The organism is Spartinivicinus ruber (genome assembly GCF_011009015.1).
Classification (GTDB): Bacteria; Pseudomonadota; Gammaproteobacteria; order Pseudomonadales; family Zooshikellaceae; genus Spartinivicinus; species Spartinivicinus ruber.
Genome location: NZ_CP048878.1, coordinates 3,793,943 through 3,816,723 on the forward strand (window position 1 = coordinate 3,793,943; position 22,781 = coordinate 3,816,723).

Below are 22,781 nucleotides of genomic sequence, written 5' to 3' on the forward strand. Positions count from 1 at the left end.
AATAAACGGGATATGGAGATTTCAATGACCCAACTAAAAAAAACGCTTTTAGCTTCTGCTGTTTGTTTGCTAACTACTGGTACTTTATCTTCAACCTTATCCGCTGAAACCGTCGTTGATGATTCAGTTCATTTAGACTTAGCACAAGTCACCATTAAAAGCATTCAAAGCTCCGGTACTGGTTGCCCAAATGGCACTGTATCAAGCACTGTAGCCCCCGATGGTAAGTCTTTCGTTTTAGGTTTTGATGAGTATATTGCTGAAGCTGGCCCAGGGATTCCTAGACGTGAAAACCGCAAAGCCTGTAATTTAACAGTCGTACTAAAAATCCCTAATGGCTATGCTTATACAATAGCTGATGTTAACTATCGTGGCTATGCGGACCTGGACCGTAACGTTGAAGCCATGCAAAAGTCGACTTATTTCTTTGCAGGCAACGCAAGAGAAGCTGCCCTTCGTTCTACGTTTAAAGGACCTATTTCTAAAGACTATACTATTAGTGACCGGTTAGGCATCAGCAGTCTAGTTTGGTCATCTTGTAATGCTACTGCACCAGTTGTCATTAAAACTGAAATTAAAGTGGACAACAAACGGGCAAGAAGAAGCAGTGGTTTAATTACTACTGACACTATCGATGGTAAGTTAACCCATCGTTATGGTTTAATGTTTAGAAGGTGCTAATTTAATATAGCCTACAAAACATTAACTAGCCGGATAGTTTACTTAATAGTAGCTATCCGGTTATTTATATTTTTAACGAACACAAAAAAAGCTGCTTACCAAAAATTGATAAACAGCTCTGTTTTTTTAGTAAGCTAGTTTTTAGTTGTTTTGTAGTTGGTGTTCGATATCACTTAGCTGATTAATAACATCCTGTTGGGTATAGTCAATTTCTGAAACTGTTTTTAATACTTTTTCGAGCTTATAGTTAACTTCATACAGTTGACGGCTAATTTCACGGGCTTGTCTGTCATTAATATCTGCCGAGGCACGATTACTTCTGCCTGGATTTACCTGCAAACTGATCACCATTTGAAAATCACGATAGACTACTCGCTGGCCATGTTGTTGAGTTTGCCCGGGTGCTAAAATTTTTTGCCCAGACAATAGCTCCAATAAAAATAAATCTTCTGGTAATCCACTTTGTTGACTAACTGGCTGTGGGAACTGACCAGGCTGACAATATTGGGAAACTTGATGGTACTGCTGAATGGGTATTTGCACATAAGTGTGCTGCTGTTGATTAACCTCTCCTGTTTGAGCTGTTTGCTGAACAGTAACAGGATTACCCGACTGATCGACTGTCTGCTGCCACTGCTGTTGCTGTAGATCAACACAATATACATCAGTTGCATGAGCGTTCTGAAACCCCAAAGCAGTGGCTGCAATAGTAAAGCTTAATACGTTTAATTTCATCGTTTTTATTTTCATTATTTAGTTCCTTCTAAACCATTATTTTAAAGGAGGTTTTACTATAAATCATTAGTAAACAATTTGTAAACGCTGTCCTGTAAAAACACTTTTTAAAAGAACCCACTTATACTATAGGTCTTAACTTGCCACCAATTGATTGATATAGCTCAATAGATACTTTATCAAACAAATATTGCCTAGTTAGGTATACCTATCTTGAATCATTTTTAGGTGTAAAAATACAGTGTTATATACTCACAACGAAGAGTATAGTTATATTTTTTTAAATGGCTGTTGTTTTCTATACACTAAACTTCGCCATAGCCACTCAGCAGGGCCATAATAAAATTTTTTTACCCACCAGTTTGACCATATAAACAAGATCAACCACACAATCAACACAACTAAAAATAATTCAGCTAAATTAAATTGGCCATAAAAACCCAGCCCATAAAAAAATGTAGTACAAAGCAAAGACTGTAACAGGTAATTACTAAAAGCTAATTGCCCCACTGGAATAAAATAGCGGTGTAGCCAACCTACTCTGCCTAGCTTATGGCTGATTAACAAGGGAACAGCCCAACAAAAAGCCATTAAGGGAGCAGCAATATTCAGTAATAAATAGCCAACAGTTAATGTGCTAATTGGTTCCCAGTTAACTTGTTGGATATAAAGCAAGCTGCCCAAGGTGACTGGCAACCCCACTAGCAGTGCCAGGCAAAATAACCAAACATACACACGATTACTGGCTTCTGCGGTAAAAACCCCTGTTTTAAAGCAAACCATACCCAACATCATTAATCCGACAACAGTTGGGATAATGAAAATACCCATATAGATGTAAGTAACCAGCAGCTCATCCAAACGAGCCATCAGCTGAAATGAATAAGCACCAGTAAAAATAGCCTGATCATCTTCAATAGCAGCAGAGGTTGGTTGCCAATACGCATTGAGCCACTCCTCCAGTTCAGCTGGTGATTCCTCAAGCGTAATATAAGTAGCATGATCTAAACCTAATACCAGCAAAATCAAGGTAACACCAACTGTTAGCAATTTGAAAGCCGACCAATGACGACATGAATACACCAATAGGCCACTGATTGCATAGGTGAGTAAAATATCACCGCTCCAAATAAATACACCATGGATAAACCCAAATACCCCCAACCAAAACATTCGCCATTTATGTATATCCCATGTATTCATTTGTTTTGCTTCTAATCGCTGGGTTTGTAGGATAATCCCTGCTCCAAACATCATGGCAAATAGGCTAATAAATTTTACATTAAACAAGACAAAGCTAATTTTCCATAGCCAGACATCCACCCCCGTTAACTGACCTAATGCATGAGGATTTAAATAGGCTGCATCATGCTGTCCAAAAGATTGAATGTTCATCAGCAAAATACCCAGCACTGCTAGCCCACGTAAACTATCTAACGAGGTAAATCGTTTCGTGGCTGATGGATGTTGAAAGCCTTCACTTGTCATATAGTGTTTACCTTTTGTAGCCATCTTATATGGCTAAAAGCATGCTAAAAAATGTTAGACTGATTATAAGTAAGTATTTTTAATGAGGTTAACAACGGTGATCCAGCATTGTAGACTGCTCCAATATTTTTGCATCATGTTGCTAATGGTTTTCTCCCAATTGGGGTTAACAGCGGAAGTGAGCAGTTTAACCAGTTCAACAAAAGCCTCTTCAGAAACGGTTGAGCAACTCTATGAAGACCGTCCCTCCAATCCAAAACAAGTGTCAGATTATGTCGCGCCTTTAGATGACCAACAAGCCCGGGCACTGCTTATCAAAAGCTTGTCAATACAAGCAGCAGAAATGACTAGAAAACAAAATGTATTATCTGGGTTTCAGCAAAAGCAGCACCTAAAAGCATCACTGAAGCGGCTCCGCCAACAAATCAATGACGCTCAGGTTATTTTTTATAATCTATTTCTCAAAGCAAGCGGCGATCAAGGTTGGTCAGGTCTTTTATGGTTAGTCGCTATTTTTTTAGCCATGTGTACTGTAGGCTGGGCAGCAGAAAAACTGATGGGCCGTAAACTACAGGTATTAAATCAACGAATTTCCCTGCAAGAAGCTCATGAATGGACCACATTACTTGGCTATTTTTTCTTAAGAACCCTGTTTGATTTGATTAGTATTGGTTTTTTTGCCGCCGCAGGTAGCCTCACCGCTGTTATCTTGTTCGACCTGCCTAATACAATGGAGACAACACTATTTAGTTACTTTTTTGCAGTTGTTAATTTTAGAATCATTTATGTCTTATCAAGGGCACTATTTGCCCCTTATAGCAAAGGCATTCGGCCATTACCTCTACACTGCAATGATGCTAGACGGTTCCACCACTGGGTGTTACTTTTTACGGCAGTATATGTTTTCGGCATTTACACCTCTGACCTATGGTTTGAATTAGGCATGCCACTAGAGTTACAACGCTTTCTCACCGTAACCTGTGTAGGCCTGAGTTTATCCAGCATATTGCTACTTTTTACTTGGATCAACCGTAAGCAAATTGCCAAATTATTCAGTGATCAACCACTAGAGTCTACAACTCAACCTGTGTCGCCTGTTACAGAGGATGAAGATAATACTAACAAGCAACCTACAACGCAGTTAGAACCAGCTACATCCTGTCAAACAACACTCACCTCCTTACCTAAGCAACTACTTAGCCAGATTTGGCCATTTCTGTTTACCTTATGGATAGCTGCTTTATGGTTTGTTTGGGCATTTAATTTCTTTTTAGATAATGAAGCACTCTATCGGCGAGTAGACTTAGCTTGGTGGCTAACCCTACTCTTTCCCATTGCAGATCGTTTATTTCATAAACTGCTGACCAAACTTGTTACTATTAAGTGGCTGCAAAGCCGAACTTTTCCAGAGCGATCACATCAATTTATCCATGTTATCCAAACCGGCTTCCGCACTTTGTTACTTGGTACCGCTATTGTCGCTTTAGCAGAAGCCTGGGGATTCGGTGCCCTAGCTATTATTAATACGGAATTTGGCCAACGGATTATATCCGCTGGGTTAGATATTCTTATTACCCTGCTCACGGCGTATATCCTATGGGAAATTATTCATTCGGCCATTGAGCGTCACTTACCTGAACCTGTGACTGAAGAAGGGGCGAGTTTAGAAGGTGAAGGAGGAGGTGCTGGAGCTAGCCGTGTAGAAACATTGCTACCTTTATTACGCACCTTTTTATTAGCCATTATTGTTGTTTCAGTCATTATTTCAATTTTACACTCATTGGGTGTACAAATTGGCCCTTTACTGGCTGGTGCAGGTGTAGTGGGTATTGCTATTGGATTTGGCGCCCAAAAGTTGGTGCAAGATATTATCTCAGGCATTTTCTTCTTATGGGATGATGCTTTTCGTCGTGGAGAATATATCGAGGCTGGAGGCCTACGGGGTACAGTAGAACATATTTCAGTACGCTCTATGCGGTTAAGACATCACCTAGGTGCAGTACAAACATTGCCGTATAGTGAAATTGCCACTGTTAAAAATCTTAGCCGAGACTGGATCACCATGAAGCTTGAGCTACGCCTACCCTATGACACTGATATTGAAAAAGTCCGGAAAATCATCAAAAAAGTGGGGCTAAAAATGATGGAAGATGAAGAAATGGGCCCCAATATGATTTTGCCATTAAAGTCACAAGGAGTCTTACGAGTAGAAGAATCTGCTTTAATTGTTCGTATGAAATTTACCTGCAAACCCGGCGAACAGTGGGTGATCCGACGGGAAGCCTACCGCCAGGTAAAAGAAGCATTAGAAGCCAATGGTATTCACTTTGCTCACCGAGAAGTGAAAGTGGCACTACCCAAACACTTAGAAGAGAAATTAGTTGCTAATAATGGTGATGACAATAAAGCCGCTATTAGTTTACAAAAAGCCGCAGCAGCAGCCACTAGCAGTGTCATTGCTTCTGATGAGCTTAAAAAACAAAATCGAATTGATGATGAAAAAGCCGATGATCTTGGCAGTGATGAAGGTTCTGCTTAAATAATACCTTTTCACCTTCAAATAAGTATTGAAAAGGGGTCTTCTATTTGACATGGAATAACAGCTCTAAAAGGCATCCCTAGCTTCTAGAGCTAAAGCTGTTTTGATAACTTTGAATACCTTGTTACCCCATGAACTTTTGCGACTTTTAAAAAAGGGGAAAGCTCATCAAAATACAGTTAATCCGGAAATACCACTGTTTTATTATGGTGCAAAAACACCCTATTTTCACAGTGATATTTAACTGCTCGCGCTAAAGTAAGACATTCGATGTCTTTTCCTTTTTCAGCAAGTTCTGCGGGGTAATGGGTATGGTCCACTGTTTCTACCCCTTGGGCAATAATAGGTCCTTCATCCAACTCATTACTGACATAGTGAGCTGTTGCCCCCACCAATTTAACCCCCTTAGCAAACGCCTGATGATAAGGTTTTGCACCTTTAAAACCAGGTAATAACGAGTGGTGAATGTTAATGGCCCAACCATTAAGCTTATCACACATATCAGCTGATAATACCTGCATATAACGAGCAAGCACGACGAGTTCAGCCTGCGTTTGCTGGATAATTTCCCATACTTTCGCTTCTTGCTGGAGCTTGGTTTCTGCAGTAATTGGCAAGTAATAATAAGGAATCTGATGCCAATCGGCTAAACCTTGTAAATCAGGATGATTAGAAATAATCGCGGGTATTTCGATATTTAAGTGGCCAGTTCGATAACGATAAAGCAAGTCATTTAAACAATGATCATGTTTAGAGACCATAATTAACACTTTTGGTACACGGTCAGGTCCATGTAACTGCCAGGTCATATTAAATGGTTGCACTCGCTCATTTAACTGCGATTTAAATGCTTCTATATTAATGACATCGCCATTATCATGACGAAATGCCGCCCGTAAAAAGAACTGCTGGCCTTTCGTATCATCAAAGCTATGCATGTCTTTGATATAACAGCCTTGTTGATATAAAAAATGCGTAATGACATCAACAGTACCCAAACGACTTGGACAGGTAGCTGTTAATATATAGGTAGCGTTATCAACCATGTTACTGTACTTTCTTACTCATAATAAGTTGACTTACAATGGATCGACCAAATACTGATTATGGTCAGCTAAGCGATTAGCCTGTTACTTCAAAACGACTAAATCAATGCTGAATTATCCTACTATTAGCCTTTATTTACTTTCAGTCGATATTTTTACTGAAAAAAGTCGCTTTTAACTATGTTGCTACCAGTGTAATACGCCAGAATCAGCCTGGGCATATTCTAGGAAGTTATATAGTGAATTATTTACTTAAAAAACAATACATTGGACCTTACTTACACTCCCCTCACTACCCAGAAAGCCGCTACCCTCCATAATAAGTGTGAACCAGCTAACCACAGCTTCATTATCTGTTTTATCTCAAAAATATAATTATAAAAGGGGGACCAACCCATGGTATCAACACAGGGCTTTTTTAGAGGTACCGACCCCACCTCATCGACGATTTCTTTTATAACAATTTTTTTATTTGTGATTAGTGGTGTATTAATAACGGATACAATAGCGAGTTGGTTTGGCGATATGTCCAGTTGGATACTTAGCTATTTCAAATGGTACTATATCGGCCTTGTTGCCTTTATTCTATTTTTCTGCTTTTGGTTAATTACCAGCCCTTATGGCCAGATCAAACTGGGCGATGATAATGAAAAACCAGAATATAGCTATTTTGCCTGGTTTGCCATGTTGTTCAGTGCTGGCATGGGGATTGGGTTAGTATTCTGGTCTATTGCTGAGCCTATTCATCATTTTCAAGGCAACCCTTTTATTTCTGAACCGTTGACATCAGAGGCAGCTGAAGTAGCCATGCGCCTAACCTATTTTCACTGGGGGTTACACCCTTGGGCTATTTATGTGGTAGTGGGCTTGTCACTGGCTTTTTTCAGCTATCGTAAAAAATTACCTTTATCGATTCGCTCTGCACTTCACCCTTTAATTGGTGATCGCCTATATGGCCCCTGGGGACATTTAGTGGATGTATTAAGTGTGTTTGCCACTGTATTTGGGGTAGCTACTTCAATGGGGTTAGGTATTTCCCAAATGAATGCCGGCTTACACCACATATTTGGTATAGAAATATCAACCACCAATCAAATCATTTTAATTACCTTGGTAACAGCTATTGCCACATTATCAACTGTGACTGGCGTCGGTAAAGGTATTAAGTGGCTCTCTAGTATTAACCTCTGGCTGACTTTTATTATTATGGGATTTCTACTGTTGTATGGCCCTACTCGTTACTTGTTGAATAGTTTTTTACAAAATACTGGAGACTATCTGGCAAACGTAATTCCTTTAAGTTTATGGACCGATGCAGAAAGCCAAACCAGTGGTTGGCAAAATAGCTGGACAGCTTTTTATTGGGGCTGGTGGATAGCCTGGGCACCCTTTGTGGGAATGTTTATTGCCCGTATTTCCCGTGGTAGAAGCGTTCGGGAGTTTGTTATAGGGGTTTTATTAGTGCCCACGTTGTTAGGCTTCATCTGGCTTACATTATTTGGCAGTACGGCATTATGGCTGGAGTTATTTCATCAGGTCAAAAATGAAGCAGGTGAAATGGTTGCCGCTGTTGGCCAAGCAGGTATTATTGATGCAGTAAAAGTCGACGTGACCTCCGCATTGTATACTACACTAGAAAAGCTGGACAACGGCCCCGTGGGTTGGGCAGCCACCTTTATAGCCACCCTATTAATTGCTACATACTTTATCACCTCTGCAGACTCTGGCACTTTAGTAGTAGCAACTATTTTATCCCACGGCAATCCACACCCAGCCACCATCCACAGAGTGATTTGGGGAGTCAGTGAGGGTGCTGTCGCTGCGGTATTACTATTAGCCGGTGGTTTAAAAGCCCTACAAACCGCTTCTATTAATGTGGCCTTACCCTTTTCAGTAGTCATTATTGTCATGATGTGGGGGTTAGTTAGAGGATTTAAATTAGAACAGCAACAAATGCTTACACCCACCCTACAAGTAGAAAGCTCTTAGGTTCAATCTTATCACATAGGGTGAGGTGACTCACCCTATGTGATAAGCTGTATCGGGTGTTAAACAAGCAAAACCAGCTTCTCCCCTGAAGTAGAAGCCAACGGCATTATTATTTTCATCAGCAAAATTGATAGGCGGAGTATCTTCTGTAAACACTTTCAAGGCTTTGGCCTGAACCACAGAAAACATAGACAGTAAAGGTAATGTATACAAAAAAGTAAATACACAAATCGTTGGCTTCATCTTTAGGCAAGCTCAACACAAAACTTTATTGACTAGTATATTTACTCAACAGCGCCTTATACTCCTGAGACTTTATAAATTGCTCCAAATAAAAATCAAATTTCTTAACAAAATCTTGATCCATTGTTTTCCTAGAAAAAGCTATATAGCTATTTTTATTACCAAGATCAAACTCCAGCTTTGAGACAAACTTACTCAAACCTGAATTAGATACTCTATATAGAAATGCATATTCATCATGAATAATTAAATCACTCTTCCCTCTTAGCAGTTTTTTTAGACTTTGGTCCAAGTTATGTGAATAAACAAATTGACTCACAGTGTTACTCTTTTTCATTAAGTCAAATTTTTCACCATAATTAAACTTATTAATCGCTCCAAATATATACTGACCAAGCTCATTCGCACTAACAGTTTTTTTTCCTTCCAGTTTTTTATTTTTTTTCATATAAAACAATGCGGGGCCTTGTTTTATTATATTCACACTTGAATATAGCAACAGTTTTTCTCTTTCATTGGTTTTATATATTGTAAAAATTGCATCTGCACGCCCATCCACAGCTCTTTGGTATGAATACTTCCATGTTTTTATCTTAATGTTATATTCAACCTTCATTTCATCTAAAGCTGCCTTAACGGATTCTATTGCAATCCCATTATTTTCATCAATAATATAAGGCGGATAATTAATTGTAACAATATTAAGTGCCTTAGCCTGTAATATAGGGCTTATAGCAAGCGACATAATACTGGATAACAAGCTAACTAACCATTGACATAGCTTCTTATTATTTTTCATACATCCACCTTGCAACTTATAATTAGAGTGATTTAAGCGCTACTCCTTGCTGTGTAACATGCACATCTCTAAACATTTCTACAGTCCATTATAGCCTTAGTTTTCAGTTTTGTTAGCACCAAACCCTCCACCTCCAGGTGTTTTAATGACAAATATATCATTCGTCTCCATTGTGGCAATACTAGTAGCACTCAGTAGTTCTGTGGTTCCATTTGCCCTTATTATATGCGCACTACCTGACTGACCTGGCTGCCCACCACTTAAACCAAAAGGCTGTGTTTTATAATGATTAGCCAGAATTGCTGCAGTCATGGGTTTTAAAAAACGAATGCGCCGCTCCACTCCATTTCCACCTTGCCAGCACCCTTGCCCACCCGACTGTTTTCTAATTGAAAAACTTTCCAACTGCACAGGAAAACGCCACTCTAATACTTCCGGATCCGTTAGTCTGGAATTAGTCATATGGGTATGAACTGCACTAGCCCCATTAAAGCCATGACCCGCCCCAGCACCACCACAAATTGTCTCATAGTGCTGATGCACCTCATCGCCAAAGGTAAAATTATTCATGGTGCCTTGAGCAGATGCCATCAACCCTAAGGCTCCATATAATGCATCAGTGACACATTGACTCACTTCTACATTACCTGCAACAACCGCTGCAGGGTAAACAGGGTTTAGCATACTGCCCTCTGGTATCACCAATGATATAGGTAATGCACAGCCTTCATTCATAGGAATACAACTGTTGACTAGTGTTCGAAAAACATACAACACTGCCGCACGGGTTATTGCTTTGGGTGCATTAAAATTAGATGTCCGCTGCGAGCTGGAACCTGAAAAATCAACCACCGCTGACCGTTTTTTATGATCAATAGTAATTTTTACTTTGATATAACTGCCATCATCATTATGCACAGTAAATTCACCATCGGATAGCACATCAATGGCTTGGCGTACTTGCTCTTCAGCATTTTCCTGAACATACCGCATATAAGCATTAACTGTAGTGAGGCCATAGAACTCAGCTGCTTTTAATAGCTCAACAACGCCTTTATTATTGGCTGCAATTTGTGCTTTTAAATCTGCTATATTTTGATCAGGATTACGCGCGGGATAAGGGTTATTTTTCAATAAATGGTATAAATTAGTGTCTTGAAATACACCATCCTGAACCAATAAAAAATCACTGATCAGCACCCCTTCTTGCTCAATACTCGTACTATTTGGCGGCATCGATCCTGGTGTCACTCCACCAATATCCGCATGATGTGCTCGGCTAGCTACAAAAAATAGGATCTGTTGCCCCCCCTTATCAAACACAGGAGTAATGACCGTTATATCAGGTAAATGGGTACCACCATTGTATGGATCATTAAGCATATAAACATCACCAGGGCTCATCCTCCCTTTACGATTAATCAATATGGCTTTTACACTTTCCCCCATTGAGCCCAAATGTACTGGTACATGCGGCGCATTAGCGACTAAATTACCTTCACCATCAAAAATGGCACAGGAAAAGTCAAGACGTTCTTTAATATTGGCAGAATAAGCCGTTTGCTGTAGGGTGATCCCCATCTGTTCAGCAATAGACATAAATAAATTACCGAACACTTCAAGCATAATAGGGTCGCATTGATTGGCAACTGCCATTAAAGAAGGCAAGGCCTGATAACGCTCCATCACAATATAACGCCTTTCATTAACCTCTGCTTTCCAACCAGGTTCAACGACTATCGTAGAATTATTATCTTTGATTACCGCAGGGCCTGTCATCTGAGTACCAGGTAGCAAATTCAATCCATCATAAATAGGTAGGTTAACTTGTTGATTTCCCATAAATGCAACTGTGGTGGCCAGTGGTTTAACCTTGATAGGATCAATAACAGGAATTTCCATTGCAGTACTGTTATTGACAGTACGCTCAAACCGTCCCACAACCTCAATAGCAACACTATCAATAACAATGCTCACCTGATTAATAGTAAAACCGAAAAGCTGCTGATACTTTTTCTCAAACTGCGCTTTCATACAGTCATAACTATTAATATCCACATCAATTGTAGAGTCAGTTCCTGCGTATTTAAGGTGCATTTTTTGGTGAACAATAATATTATCTGTTGAAACTCCTTGGCTAAATAACTCACCATTAGCATCATCTATTAGGGTGTGGATCATTTTTTCCAGCTCAAACAAATTATTTGCCGTGAATTGCTGTTCAACTGTTTGCTCCCGCATTGCCGTAATATCGGCAAGGCCCATACCATAAGCCGATAAAACACCAGCATAAGGGTGTACCATGACTCGACTCATCCCCAACGCATCAGCCACTAAACAAGCATGTTGACCACCTGCCCCGCCAAAACAATTTAAGACATAATCACTCACATCGTAGCCACGTTGACTGGAAATCGCTTTGATTGCACTGGCCATACTATCGACCGCCACTTTCAAAAAACCTTCAGCCACTTGCATGGAGCTTAATGATTGACCTGTTTCTGTATTTATTCTTCTCGCAAGCGCTGTAAACTTTTCCTGCACGACAGTTTCATCTAAAGGTAAATCACCATTTGGACCAAATACATGAGGAAAATGTTGAGCCTGTAATTTTCCCAGCATCAGATTACAGTCAGTAACTGTCAGTGGTCCACCCTTACGATAACAGGCAGGCCCAGGATTAGCGCCTGCACTCTCGGGCCCTACTTGAAAACGTCCATTTTCAAATTTAACTATCGAGCCACCACCTGCAGCCACAGTGTGAATGTCCATCATCGGTGCTCGTATCCTTACGCCTGCAACCTCAGTTTCAAAGCTTCTTTCAAACTCACCATTAAAATGGGAAACGTCCGTTGAGGTTCCCCCCATATCAAACCCGATTATTTTATTAAAGCCTGCCAATTGCCCTGTTCGTGCGCAAGCGACAATTCCCCCTGCAGGTCCAGAAAGAATGGCATCTTTACCTGCAAACAGACTTGCTTCGGTCAATCCACCGTTTGACTTCATAAACAATAAACGGGTCTCTTGCAGCTCTGACGTCACTTGTTTTACATAATGTTTCAAAACAGGTGATAAATACGCATCCACGACTGTCGTATCACCACGGCTGATTAACTTTATTAACGAGCTGACTTGATGGGAAACACTGATTTGTTCAAACCCCTCTTGTGCCGCGATCATTGCAGCTTCCTGCTCATGAGCGGTATAACGATAACCATGCATGAAAACAATGGCACAAGATTTAATGTTGTTATTGCGTGCCGCCTGTAGTTCCTTTCGTAATGATTCTCCATCTAATTGTCGTATCACTGTACCATCCGCTAATACCCGTTCATCTGCTTCTATCACCCGTTGATACAGTTGATCGGGTAATACAATATTTTGCGCAAATATATCGGGCCGGGCTTGATAACCAATTTGAAGAGCATCAGCAAATCCTTTGGTAATAATTAATACTGTTGGCTCACCGGTTCGCTCTAATAATGCATTGGTAGCTACTGTTGTGCCCATTTTAACAACATCAATTGTATTGGCAGGAATTGCCTGTGCTTCAGTCAAATTCAAAAACTGTTTTATGCCATGTATAGCTGCATCTTTATAACATTCAGGATTTTCAGATAATATTTTTTTCGTTTCAACGCTACCATCAGGTTTTTGTGCAACAATATCAGTAAATGTTCCTCCACGATCAATCCAAAACTGCCATTTTCTTTTATCATCATTCTGATTTTTTGCTTTTGTTTGCTTAGTCATCAATATAAAACCTTCTATATCCTTCTCGAATGATTTTTAAGGTTTGCTGTCGTCGCTAAGCACCATGGATGGTGTGAATACAGTTTATGCAGGAGCAATAAATTGTATTCACCCAATCATTTATAAATACATAAACTCATGGGCCTCATCACTCGACGGCCGCCCTTACAAACCATTCGCTTTGAGTATATATAACTTAATTTTTCCAACTACAATGATTCGAGAAAGAAATAAGTGTCGTATTATTTTTAAATTAACTATTGATTGCTATAAACTAATTTGTTCAGGTAACCACAGCGCCAACTCAGGCCACGCCACTAAAATAAACACCATGACAAACATGGCAGCCACAAACGGTAATGCGCCCATGATGACATCTTTAGCAGGACCTTTTTCACGAACGCCTTGAACCACATACAGGTTTAAACCTATAGGTGGGGTAATCAGTGCGGTCTCTAATAAAACCATGAGTAACACCCCAAACCAAATAGGATCATAGCCTAACCCAACCACTATTGGTGCAATCAAGGGAACGGTTGTAATCATCATAGAAAGGGTTTCCATAAAACAACCGATTATTATATAAAAAATAATGATCGCTATGATTGTTTGCAGAGGTGTCCAGCCTAGTTCAGCAATGATATCTGTTAGCACTTGGGTAAATCCAATTGAAGCAAGCACAAAGTTTAAAAAATAAGCCATCAAAATAATCAGCATCACCATCGCGGTTGTACGCATTGTGCCTACTAATGCGTCAGATAACATGGCCCAACTTAACGAACCATTTCCAGCAGATAAGCCTAAGGCAGCCATTACCCCTATAGCAGCGGCTTCTGTAGGGGTTGCCCAACCAGCATAAATAGAGCCAACTACTATTCCAAAAATACCCAATGGTGGTAATAAACTGATGATTGCCTTCAGCTTATTCATATTGCCTACCTGTTTTTTTTCTCCCCCCCAAGCGGGTTTAGCCATACAAGCAACAGCAATGGTGGCCATAAATAAAAAAGCCAGAACTAAACCTGGAAAAATACCAGCCAAATATAGTTTGGGAATAGAGGTCTCGGTTAATACACCAAAAATAATTAAATTAATACTGGGTGGGATCAAGATACCCAAGGTACCACCCGCAGCTAACGAACCGAGAAATAAAGGCTGATTATATTGGTTGCGCTCTCCCTCTGGGATCGCCACCGTACCAATGGTGGCAGCGGTGGCAACAGATGAACCAGAGGTTGCAGCAAAAACAGCACTGGATGCAACATTACAATGCATTAGCCCACCTGGCACCCGACCAAGCCATATTTCCATAGCACTGTACATACGCTGAGAAATACCACTACGCAGTAATATTTCGCCCAACAATACAAACATAGGAATTGCAGCTAAGATGAAGTCAGTTGCAACAGACCAAGTCACCTCTCCCATTGCTTTATGTAAGGGAAATGGGCTATAGAGACTATCGAGCGATAATCCTAAAATACCCAGCACTGCAGCAATCGGTATACTAAGCGCTATAAGTATTAATAATAAAATAATTGCGGTAATAAACATAACTACCCTCCGTTGGCCTGCTGCTCTACTTTTACTAAATGTGTTTCGTCATTAATTTCCTCTTTTATTGAGCGTGTGCCTATCACTCCATTAACTTCATTAAATTTTCCTTGAAAAATCGCAACACTGGATTTTATAAAAAGTAAAATGAATGTCCACACACATACGACAAAACCGATAAACCAAAGTAGTTGTGGTATTACAAGAGGTGTTTGTAGTGGCGTATTGGCATGACTATCAAACTGCCATGAATCAGCCAGGGTATAAAAAACATAGATTGAACAGACCGCAACCACTACTCCTAAGGCAATTAACGCCAGTAAGTCGACCACCACTCTCAACTTGAGAGGAAGCATATAACAGATGACATCTACCCGAATGTTGGCCCGACAAAATAAGGCATAACCCAGGGCCCAACTAGAGCCAATCGCCAAGGCATAACTACTGAGTTCATCTGCCCCACCTATAGATATAGTGAACACTTTTCTTAATATAATATCGATAGTAATTAAAAAAGCAGAGAATAATATTAACATGCCACCCATCAAAGCCGATAACCGGGTTATTTTTTCAGTTAGCTGGTATAGAGCATTTAACATCAAGCTAATCCCTATTTTATAAACATTGTAATTTTTTATTTTTTCTTAGTTGGCAGTTAATTTTACCACCTTACCAACACTGGCATTCCATTGTTTAATACATTTTTTATTGCATCGCTTGGACCATTTTGGCAAGACACTATTTAGTAAGATATGCTTTAACTGTTTTTTGTCATCCGCCGTGCTTTGCACTAACCTCATGTTCGCCGCTTTGCCGCTATTACACTGGTTACCTGTATTACAATTAATACCTTCAAGGGTTTCCTTTGCAGTATAATGCCAGATACGATTTTCCAGCTGATTAATATGATTTACTAAAAATTGTTGCACTTTGGGATCTAAACGCTGCCATTTTCGTAAGCTGACGGCCAACACCACCTGCGACCAGCCCACCGGTAATTCATATAAATGCGTGGACACCTCATACCATTTAGCACTATAACCTGACATAGCTCCAGTAATAGCACAATCGACAACTTTGTTTTGCAATGCCAATACCACTTCACTGAATGCTAATGTCACTCCAGTGCCCCCCAATGCATCAACAAACTCTGATAAGGTTCGGTTACTGGTGCGTACTTTTTTACCTTTGAGGTCAGTTAATCCTTTAATCGGTGCATTACAAAACAGGACTTGGGCAGAATAAGGCCAAATACCTAATAATTTAACATTATATTTTTTCCGGTAAGTTTCCTCCAATACAGGCTTAAATGCATTGGATACTTTTCTAGCTGTTTCAATGTCTGGGCTTAACCCTGCTAAATCGATTGCCTCATTAATGGGGTCATCGGCCGCTAAATAGCCCATAACGGTGGTACCAAAGTCAATGACACCACTGCGCATTAACCGCATGACTTCATTACCTTTTAAACCAAGATCATTAAATCCTTTAATATCTGCAGTAATGGCACCTTTTGAAAGGTTTTTTATTTCATCACGCCAAAAAGGGGCTTCATGTTTTTTATATTGGTTCAGGTGACTCCAAGTGCCGATCACTCGAAGCTTGGTGTGCGGCAACTCTGCAGCAAAACTGAATGTGACTAAGCTTATAGCGATGGCGATAACACCCGCCAAGGTAATCATCCACTTTTGAAAACCATTATTTTTCTGGATAGTTGATTGTCTTTCTACGTTCGTTATTATTTGCACGGGACTCCCTCCTGCTTTTTCTACTTACTTCGTTGTATTTCTGTTACTAGCTTAGGCTATTGCCAACGCTTGGTTGAGCAAACCAGTAATTAACATGCAACCTGGTTTATGAGTGATGCAAATTGACGGTTTAGCCTCCATAATGGCCAACTGAGGTGTTACCCCACAGGCCCAAAACACCGGTATTTCACCTGGTTCCACAATGGTAGGATCACCAAAATCGGGGTTGCTAATATCTTCAATACCAATGGCCGCAGGATCTCCTAAATGAACCGGTGCACCATGAACACTGGGAAAACGATTGGAAATAGCAACAGCTTGCACCGCTTGTTGAGGTTTTAATGGCCTCATGGTTACCACCAGGTTCCCCTTAAACGGACCCGATGGCTGGCAGGGTATATTGGTTTTAAACATCGTTATATTATGGCCTTGTTCAATATGACGTAATTTAATCCCCACCCCTACAAGGGCTTCTTCAAAAGAAAAAGAGCAACCTAAGGTGAAAATGACAAAGTCATTTTGCCAAAATGAGGAAATATCGGTTACCTCCGACTCTAAAATGCCATGGCGAAAAACTCGATATTTAGGGACATCTTTACGAATATCCAGCTTATCCCCCAGTTCATTTATTTGTGGGTCACCTTCATTACTGACATGAAGCAATGGACATGGCTTTGGGTTTAGTACGCAAAACCGAAGAAAATCATAAGCATAACGCTTGGGCAAAATAACAATATTGGCTTGTACTAAGCCAGGTGCAAGCCCAGAGGTATGATGAATAAATTGACCACTACGGATTTCTTGTCGAATAGCTTTTAATTGGAGTGGCTGAATAGGTTTATCAAAGAATCGCTGATTTAGCTCAGTCATTTTTATATTCTCCCAGCACAAAATTATTGATGCTGAGAGCTATCATCATTGCATTTTGTAATAAATTCCAATCGTACTTTTTGATAACGAATGATAAAAATTATTTTTCATTGGTGTTTTGCGCCAGGGCTTTTGCTATATTGGCAATCACTTCAAGAATAGGTGTGGTACTGGTTGGCGAATAGGTAACGGTAAACTCTAAGTCTGGCAATGTATAGTCAACGTCAATTACCATTAAATCACCATTATTTAGCTGCTCTCTCATCACTTCAAGTGGCAAGGCAGTAACCCCCCGCCCAGCCACCGCTAAATGCAAAATTGTGGCCAATGAAGCGGAAGTATTAATACACACTTTTTGTATATCTCTTTGCTGCAAAGCTTCTTTTAAAGCAATATAGGGCCGTGTTTGACGGGGATAGGTCAAAATCGAATAAGCGGCAATATCAGCTAACTGTAAGCAGCGCGAAGCAATATTCAATTTAGGACTAGCCGCCCAAACTAATGCATATTTATTTAGTGGAACATTTCGCATGCTAGGTTCTGACACCGGCCCCATTAATAATGCAATATCAATCTCTCCATTGGTTAATGCATTACGTAATCCTTGAGTGGTATTTACCTCCATCTCGACACTCAAGTTAGGAAATCGTTGTCCCAGTTGACTCAGCAGCTGTGGAACCCAGGTATGCAAAAGGGTTTCAGATGTGCCTAATCTAACCAACCCTTCATAGCTTGACTCCTGACCTACTTTTAATTCAAGTTCTTCATTCAATGCAATAATACGCTCAGCATAAGGTAGTAATTCATACCCTTTGTTATTCAGCACCACCTTTCGTTTGGCGCGATCAAACAAAGCAATGCCCAACTCATCTTCAAGCTGAGCAATTCGTGCTGAAATAGCAGGCTGAGTAGTGTGTAGATAATCTGCTGCTCCCCGAAAACTACCGCATTTCACTACAGCTAAAAAGGTTTCTAAGTTTTTAAGGCGCACTATGTATTTTCTCTTTTTATTTGCTCTATACCTAAGAAAAGTTTAAACACTTAAAGTTGCAAGCTGGTAATTGTCTGATAGCCTTATTTTGATAGTATTTATCATATTAAGACTGGGAGGTTACTATGAGCCCTCGCTTTTTATTGCTGTTACTAGTGTTTTCATGCAATACTTTTGGCAAAGAGCTGTTATTTGTAACGCTTGAATTTCCTCCTATAGCCTATTATGACAAACAAGCCAAAGCAGCTAGTGGCTTTGCTGTCGAAGCCGTTCAAAAGATAGCCAAAAACCTTGGCCACAATATAACTATTAAAGTACTCCCTTGGACTCGGGGGCTTAACATGGTTAAAGAAGGTGAGGCGGATGCTATTTTTACTATTTATAAAAATCCAGAACGGGAAAAGTTTATCGACTTCACCAATGAAGTTTTCGTTCCCCAGTCAGTTAGCTTTTATGTCAACTCTGGATCAGAAATTGATACCGAAAAACCTTTACCACTCGATGGCCTAACCCAGTATAAAATAGGTGTTGTCTCCACTATTAGCTATGGGAAAAAGTTTGACCAAGTCAAATCTAAACTTGATACTAGCTCTGCGACAAACTTGGTGTCTAACTTTAAAAAACTTGCTAATGCTCGGGTTGACTTAGTTCCTTCTAATATTTATGTGGGTGATTATACCTTGTCTCAGAAAAAAGGAGACTTTTCTGGTAAAATTAAACGACTCTCAGTGCCATTCGATAACATCCCAAGCTATATTGGCTTTTCGAAAAAGAAAAGCTTAGCAAGCCTTCGCGATCAGTTTGATCAAGAGCTAAAAAAAATGAACGAGGCACAATGGATTGAACAGGTGTTAAACAACTATAAATAACCTCGCTATTGTGTATAGTCGTACCATCATTAAAACACTCATTATTTTGAGTGGCCTTCTTGGTAGCGTTTTACAGGCTAGAGAATATCATTTCGTTACCCTTGAATTTCCCCCCTACGAATACTTGGATAAAAAAACACTACATCCAAAAGGGTTCGCTGTTGATCGGGTTCAACAGATTGCCAAGCGAAATCAGTTAAACATTAAAATTTTAGTTTTGCCCTGGACAAGATCTCTTAGTATGGCTAAAAAAGGTGAGGCAGATGCAATTTTCACCATTTATAAAAACCCTGATCGAGAACAATTTCTAGATTTTTCTAATGAAGTACTCGCCTATCAAATAGTTTCCCTGTTTATTCATAAAAATCGTACTATAAAATATGATCCAAGTGCACCACTTAAAAGCTTAAAACAATATACTTTTGGTGTTGTTTCAACTATAAGTTATGGCAGTATTTTTGATAACTTTAAAAAAAATCTACAGCTGGAGACAGTACATAACTTAGAAGCCAATCTTAGAAAATTAAAGTCCAGCCGCGTGGATATTGTTCCATATAACTATCATGTTGCAAAATACACCATTGATAACAACATAGCTGAATTTTCCAATAGTTTTAAACTACTTGTTCACCCCTTACAGGAAGTACCCAGCTACATTGCCTTTACCAAAAAAAAGAATTTAACTGAACTAAAGGCTATATTTGATCAAGAACTAAAAACGCTAGGACCTATTCGCTAATTTTTTTACGATTCGCCTGGATACCAAAAAATCGGTTATAAATCATCCGCTCTGCTTCAGCTTGGTGAATATCCTTAAGGGCAAATCGCACCGTGGCACCAGGGCCTCGCTGGGATAGCCGTGCTGCGTCTATAGCTGTGACACAACCAATTTTAGGATAACCTCCTATAGTCTGCCGATCTCTTAACAGCACAATCGGTTGACCATCTTTCGGGATTTGAATCGCACCATAAGAAATGCCTTCAGAAATAATACCATTGAGAACGCTATTGACAGGTTCACCAGCCAGACGATAGCCCATACGGTCAATATCTTGGGTAATTTTGTAATCACCAGTAAATAGCTTATTAATTTCAACTTGAGAAAAGCTATCGCACTGATAACCAAGCATCACCCCTAAAGTTAATGGTACAGAATAATCCGGAATAAACTGTTCGGGTACCCGTTTGCTGATAAATGGCTGCGAAACCATTTGGTTAAAGGGTTGATAGTGTAGTACATCACCTGCCGCTAGCTTTTTACCATCACCATTCAATCCACCCAGTTTTTCTCGCATTACTGTCGCTACACTGCCTAATTGCGAGGTAATTTGTAAACCACCTTGTACTGCCAAATAAGCCCTTAAGCCCACTCTAGGTCGATTAAAACTAATCTGATCGCCTTTATTAATTACAAAGCTTTGCCAGGGGCGAACCGGTTGATTGTTAATTGTTGCCCCCAAATCAGCGCCCGTTATGGCGATTTGGGTTGGCGATTGAGCTTCTAAACTGACCATGCCAATGGTAATTTCCAACTGAGCTGCATCATAAGCATTATTTAATAATCGATTCGCCCATAAAAATGCATGCTCATCCATGGGGCCTCCGGTGGTAACCCCAATATGCTGATAGCCATAGCGGCCAAAGTCCTGAATTAAACAGAGCAAGCCGGGATTAATAACGTTAAATGCCATGGTTATTCTCTCCTTCCAACGTCCCTCCTAAACTTAAAAACGCTTGTCTATCGATTGCTATGAATTTAACCAAATCTCCCATCTTGATAGGGGTAAGTGAAGCTTGTTGAAAATCGACCAAGCTTATGGGGGTACGCCCCAAAATCTGCCAACCACCAGGCGATTCACTCGGATAAATAGCCGTTTGAGTATCGGCAATACCTAAACTACCAGCTGGCACACGGGTGCGTGGTGTTGCTTTTCGTGGAAGGGCAATTTGTTGATCAATATTACCTAAATAAGCAAACCCAGGGCTAAAGCCAATGGCATAAACGGTGTAAAGCTCACTTGTATGAATATCAATAATTTCTTCAGCACTACGGTGTGTATACTGAACAATATGGTCCATATCCCACGACACTTCAGGTCCATAATAAACAGGAATTTCTATTACCGTTGATTGTACTTCTTTAAATGACTGTTGATTAATATCGACTAACAGATTGCGTAGCAGTGCTTGAAAATCAAAGAAGTTGGTTTTACCAAGATTATACGTCAGGTGAATTGAGTGATAAGAAGGCACCATATCCACCACATAATCCGCCAGCTCATTGCGAATACGTTCAGTAGCCGTCCCCACTTTATGTGCAACAGCATGGTCAATGGATGCCCCTAAATAAACAATTAACGAATTGGCGGTTAACGGTTGGATTTTCATTTTACTGCCAACTGTGATGCTGTTTCAGGAAGTAAATTACTTAAATGGACACCCAATGCTTGGCGGATGTGACGAACAGTTGCAACAGCTAGTTCATTATCGCCATGCACACAAATGGTATCCGCTTTAAGCGGAATAGAAGTACCTTCTACCGTTGTTACTTGACCTTCAACAATGATTTCCAATACTTGTTGGGTAATCTGTTGCTGATCCATAAGTACAGCCCCTGGCTGGTCACGCTTTACTAAGTAACCATCACAGTCATAAGCACGGTCAGCAAAGGCTTCATATAGTACTTGCACCCCCTGCTGGCCTGCTAAACGCTGGATTGCATCACGTTCACTATTGGCCAATACCACAAGCGCCAAATCACGGTTATAAGCCTTTACCCCTGCCATTACTGTTGCCAGCACTTGGCGGTCTTGCATCATCTTGTTATAGAGCGCACCATGGGGCTTTACATAACTGATCTCTGTGTCATGGCTACGGCAGATACCATCAAGTGCAGCAATCTGATAAATAATGATGGACTTGAGTTCTTGTGGAGAGCAATGTAAGTCACGGCGACCAAAACCTATTAGGTCGGGATAACCTGGGTGAGCACCAATTGCTACCCCATGCTCCTTAGCCATTCTGACGGTTAGATCCATGGTCATGGGATCTGAGGCATGGAAGCCACAGGCAATATTGGCCATATCGATAAATGGCATCACCTCTGTGTCCATGCCTTTACGCCAGTTACCAAAGCTCTCTCCCATATCGCAATTCAATTTCATTACTCAATCCTCAGCAGTCCAAGCCTCAAGCAGTTGTTTTTGTGCACTGTGATGAAGTTGTTTGGCTTGTTGTTATTATCTAGAAACCAATTCTCATTCATAAAGTAAATATTTCAAATACATTTTACAAGTGTTTTGTATGTGTATTGACTTATAATTACACTTGTCATAACGTAAGACTCACAAGATTAATAAGAGAAACTACTTACAGAGCCCTGGAAAGCACTTATACAAAGCGACAAACGAAAGGAAACTCTTTTAATAAGCATGGAATGTACTGATAAAAGCGAATAACACTAATAAATAACCAAT

At 40.1% G+C, this 22,781-nt stretch carries 19 protein-coding genes; 5 read left to right on the plus strand and 14 right to left on the minus strand.

Annotated features, from left to right (window positions below):
* The first annotated feature begins 24 nt into the window (after window positions 1-24).
* The gene (locus tag G4Y78_RS17235; protein ID WP_163834200.1) at window positions 25-681 is read left to right on the plus strand and encodes a DUF4360 domain-containing protein; all 657 of its coding nucleotides are present in this window, start codon (window positions 25-27) and stop codon (window positions 679-681) included.
* Window positions 682-822: 141 nt separating this feature from the next.
* Here the strand turns inward: G4Y78_RS17235 and G4Y78_RS17240 are convergent, their stop codons facing one another.
* Both G4Y78_RS17240 and G4Y78_RS17245 read right to left on the minus strand, forming a co-directional pair.
* A complete protein-coding gene (locus G4Y78_RS17240) occupies window positions 823-1,431 on the minus strand; it encodes a hypothetical protein (protein WP_163834201.1) in 609 nt (202 codons plus the stop codon).
* A gap of 255 nt (window positions 1,432-1,686) precedes the next feature.
* Window positions 1,687-2,904, minus strand: a complete 1,218-nt coding sequence (locus tag G4Y78_RS17245; RefSeq protein ID WP_163834202.1) for a DUF418 domain-containing protein — start codon at window positions 2,902-2,904, stop codon at window positions 1,687-1,689.
* A gap of 145 nt (window positions 2,905-3,049) precedes the next feature.
* Here G4Y78_RS17245 and G4Y78_RS17250 point away from each other — a divergent pair, with 145 nt between their 5' ends.
* Window positions 3,050-5,443, plus strand: coding sequence for a mechanosensitive ion channel family protein (locus G4Y78_RS17250; RefSeq protein WP_163834203.1), 2,394 nt, complete (start codon window positions 3,050-3,052; stop codon window positions 5,441-5,443).
* A 179-nt stretch (window positions 5,444-5,622) separates the two neighbouring features.
* On the opposite strand, the gene purU is transcribed toward G4Y78_RS17250, so the two are convergent.
* A complete protein-coding gene (purU, locus tag G4Y78_RS17255) occupies window positions 5,623-6,489 on the minus strand; it encodes a formyltetrahydrofolate deformylase (protein ID WP_163834204.1) in 867 nt (288 codons plus the stop codon).
* Between the two features lie 396 nt (window positions 6,490-6,885).
* Between purU and G4Y78_RS17260 the strand changes: the two genes are divergently transcribed.
* Window positions 6,886-8,478 carry a BCCT family transporter gene (locus tag G4Y78_RS17260; RefSeq protein WP_163834205.1) on the plus strand — a complete coding sequence of 531 codons (1,593 nt, stop codon included), beginning with the start codon at window positions 6,886-6,888 and terminating at the stop codon, window positions 8,476-8,478.
* Between the two features lie 30 nt (window positions 8,479-8,508).
* Here G4Y78_RS17260 and G4Y78_RS17265 read toward each other — a convergent pair whose 3' ends face one another.
* From G4Y78_RS17265 to G4Y78_RS17300, 8 genes are all read right to left on the minus strand, one after another.
* Window positions 8,509-8,721: a hypothetical protein gene (locus G4Y78_RS17265; RefSeq protein ID WP_163834206.1), complete on the minus strand. Its 213-nt coding sequence runs from the start codon at window positions 8,719-8,721 to the stop codon at window positions 8,509-8,511.
* Between the two features lie 25 nt (window positions 8,722-8,746).
* A complete protein-coding gene (locus G4Y78_RS17270; RefSeq protein ID WP_163834207.1) occupies window positions 8,747-9,520 on the minus strand; it encodes a substrate-binding periplasmic protein in 774 nt (257 codons plus the stop codon).
* Window positions 9,521-9,616: 96 nt separating this feature from the next.
* Window positions 9,617-13,273 (minus strand): hydantoinase B/oxoprolinase family protein, encoded by a 3,657-nt coding sequence (locus G4Y78_RS17275; protein ID WP_163834208.1) that lies wholly within the window; start codon window positions 13,271-13,273, stop codon window positions 9,617-9,619.
* Window positions 13,274-13,540: 267 nt separating this feature from the next.
* Window positions 13,541-14,827: a TRAP transporter large permease gene (locus G4Y78_RS17280; RefSeq protein WP_163834209.1), complete on the minus strand. Its 1,287-nt coding sequence runs from the start codon at window positions 14,825-14,827 to the stop codon at window positions 13,541-13,543.
* Between the two features lie 2 nt (window positions 14,828-14,829).
* Window positions 14,830-15,426 carry a TRAP transporter small permease subunit gene (locus tag G4Y78_RS17285; protein ID WP_163834210.1) on the minus strand — a complete coding sequence of 199 codons (597 nt, stop codon included), beginning with the start codon at window positions 15,424-15,426 and terminating at the stop codon, window positions 14,830-14,832.
* A gap of 45 nt (window positions 15,427-15,471) precedes the next feature.
* Window positions 15,472-16,575: a TRAP transporter substrate-binding protein gene (locus G4Y78_RS17290; protein WP_230425607.1), complete on the minus strand. Its 1,104-nt coding sequence runs from the start codon at window positions 16,573-16,575 to the stop codon at window positions 15,472-15,474.
* Between the two features lie 51 nt (window positions 16,576-16,626).
* Entirely contained in the window at window positions 16,627-17,445 is an 819-nt protein-coding gene (locus G4Y78_RS17295; RefSeq protein ID WP_163834211.1) for a putative hydro-lyase, read from the minus strand.
* Window positions 17,446-17,545: 100 nt separating this feature from the next.
* Window positions 17,546-18,436: a LysR family transcriptional regulator gene (locus G4Y78_RS17300; RefSeq protein WP_163834212.1), complete on the minus strand. Its 891-nt coding sequence runs from the start codon at window positions 18,434-18,436 to the stop codon at window positions 17,546-17,548.
* A gap of 125 nt (window positions 18,437-18,561) precedes the next feature.
* Here G4Y78_RS17300 and G4Y78_RS17305 point away from each other — a divergent pair, with 125 nt between their 5' ends.
* Together G4Y78_RS17305 and G4Y78_RS17310 are read left to right on the plus strand one after the other, a co-directional pair.
* Window positions 18,562-19,305, plus strand: a complete 744-nt coding sequence (locus tag G4Y78_RS17305) for a substrate-binding periplasmic protein (protein ID WP_163834213.1) — start codon at window positions 18,562-18,564, stop codon at window positions 19,303-19,305.
* Window positions 19,306-19,315: 10 nt separating this feature from the next.
* Window positions 19,316-20,044, plus strand: a complete 729-nt coding sequence (locus tag G4Y78_RS17310) for a substrate-binding periplasmic protein (protein WP_163834214.1) — start codon at window positions 19,316-19,318, stop codon at window positions 20,042-20,044.
* Here G4Y78_RS17310 and G4Y78_RS17315 read toward each other — a convergent pair.
* The 3 genes from G4Y78_RS17315 to G4Y78_RS17325 are packed head-to-tail and all read right to left on the minus strand — an operon-like array spanning window position 20,034 to window position 22,469.
* Window positions 20,034-20,996, minus strand: a complete 963-nt coding sequence (locus G4Y78_RS17315) for a 5-oxoprolinase subunit C family protein (protein ID WP_163834215.1) — start codon at window positions 20,994-20,996, stop codon at window positions 20,034-20,036. The genes G4Y78_RS17310 and G4Y78_RS17315 overlap by 11 nt on opposite strands.
* Entirely contained in the window at window positions 20,986-21,693 is a 708-nt protein-coding gene (gene pxpB / locus G4Y78_RS17320; protein ID WP_163834216.1) for a 5-oxoprolinase subunit PxpB, read from the minus strand. The genes G4Y78_RS17315 and pxpB overlap by 11 nt, the downstream gene beginning before the upstream one ends.
* Window positions 21,690-22,469, minus strand: a complete 780-nt coding sequence (locus tag G4Y78_RS17325) for a 5-oxoprolinase subunit PxpA (RefSeq protein WP_163834217.1) — start codon at window positions 22,467-22,469, stop codon at window positions 21,690-21,692. Before G4Y78_RS17325 ends, pxpB begins: the two co-directional genes overlap by 4 nt.
* Between the last annotated feature and the right edge of the window lie 312 nt (window positions 22,470-22,781).

What these genes read in the sequence shown, in the direction of transcription:
- pxpB (WP_163834216.1), bottom strand. Translation starts at nt 21,693, where the DNA reads ATGAAAATCCAACCGTTAACCGCCAATTCGTTAATTGTTTATTTAGGG.
- G4Y78_RS17245 (WP_163834202.1), bottom strand. Translation starts at nt 2,904, where the DNA reads ATGACAAGTGAAGGCTTTCAACATCCATCAGCCACGAAACGATTTACC.
- G4Y78_RS17325 (WP_163834217.1), bottom strand. Translation starts at nt 22,469, where the DNA reads ATGAAATTGAATTGCGATATGGGAGAGAGCTTTGGTAACTGGCGTAAA.
- G4Y78_RS17270 (WP_163834207.1), bottom strand. Translation starts at nt 9,520, where the DNA reads ATGAAAAATAATAAGAAGCTATGTCAATGGTTAGTTAGCTTGTTATCC.
- G4Y78_RS17235 (WP_163834200.1), top strand. Translation starts at nt 25, where the DNA reads ATGACCCAACTAAAAAAAACGCTTTTAGCTTCTGCTGTTTGTTTGCTA.
- G4Y78_RS17285 (WP_163834210.1), bottom strand. Translation starts at nt 15,426, where the DNA reads ATGTTAAATGCTCTATACCAGCTAACTGAAAAAATAACCCGGTTATCG.
- G4Y78_RS17250 (WP_163834203.1), top strand. Translation starts at nt 3,050, where the DNA reads ATGGTTTTCTCCCAATTGGGGTTAACAGCGGAAGTGAGCAGTTTAACC.
- G4Y78_RS17265 (WP_163834206.1), bottom strand. Translation starts at nt 8,721, where the DNA reads ATGAAGCCAACGATTTGTGTATTTACTTTTTTGTATACATTACCTTTA.
- G4Y78_RS17240 (WP_163834201.1), bottom strand. Translation starts at nt 1,431, where the DNA reads ATGAAAATAAAAACGATGAAATTAAACGTATTAAGCTTTACTATTGCA.
- G4Y78_RS17260 (WP_163834205.1), top strand. Translation starts at nt 6,886, where the DNA reads ATGGTATCAACACAGGGCTTTTTTAGAGGTACCGACCCCACCTCATCG.
- G4Y78_RS17280 (WP_163834209.1), bottom strand. Translation starts at nt 14,827, where the DNA reads ATGTTTATTACCGCAATTATTTTATTATTAATACTTATAGCGCTTAGT.
- G4Y78_RS17305 (WP_163834213.1), top strand. Translation starts at nt 18,562, where the DNA reads ATGAGCCCTCGCTTTTTATTGCTGTTACTAGTGTTTTCATGCAATACT.
- G4Y78_RS17315 (WP_163834215.1), bottom strand. Translation starts at nt 20,996, where the DNA reads ATGGCATTTAACGTTATTAATCCCGGCTTGCTCTGTTTAATTCAGGAC.
- purU (WP_163834204.1), bottom strand. Translation starts at nt 6,489, where the DNA reads ATGGTTGATAACGCTACCTATATATTAACAGCTACCTGTCCAAGTCGT.
- G4Y78_RS17275 (WP_163834208.1), bottom strand. Translation starts at nt 13,273, where the DNA reads ATGACTAAGCAAACAAAAGCAAAAAATCAGAATGATGATAAAAGAAAA.
- G4Y78_RS17295 (WP_163834211.1), bottom strand. Translation starts at nt 17,445, where the DNA reads ATGACTGAGCTAAATCAGCGATTCTTTGATAAACCTATTCAGCCACTC.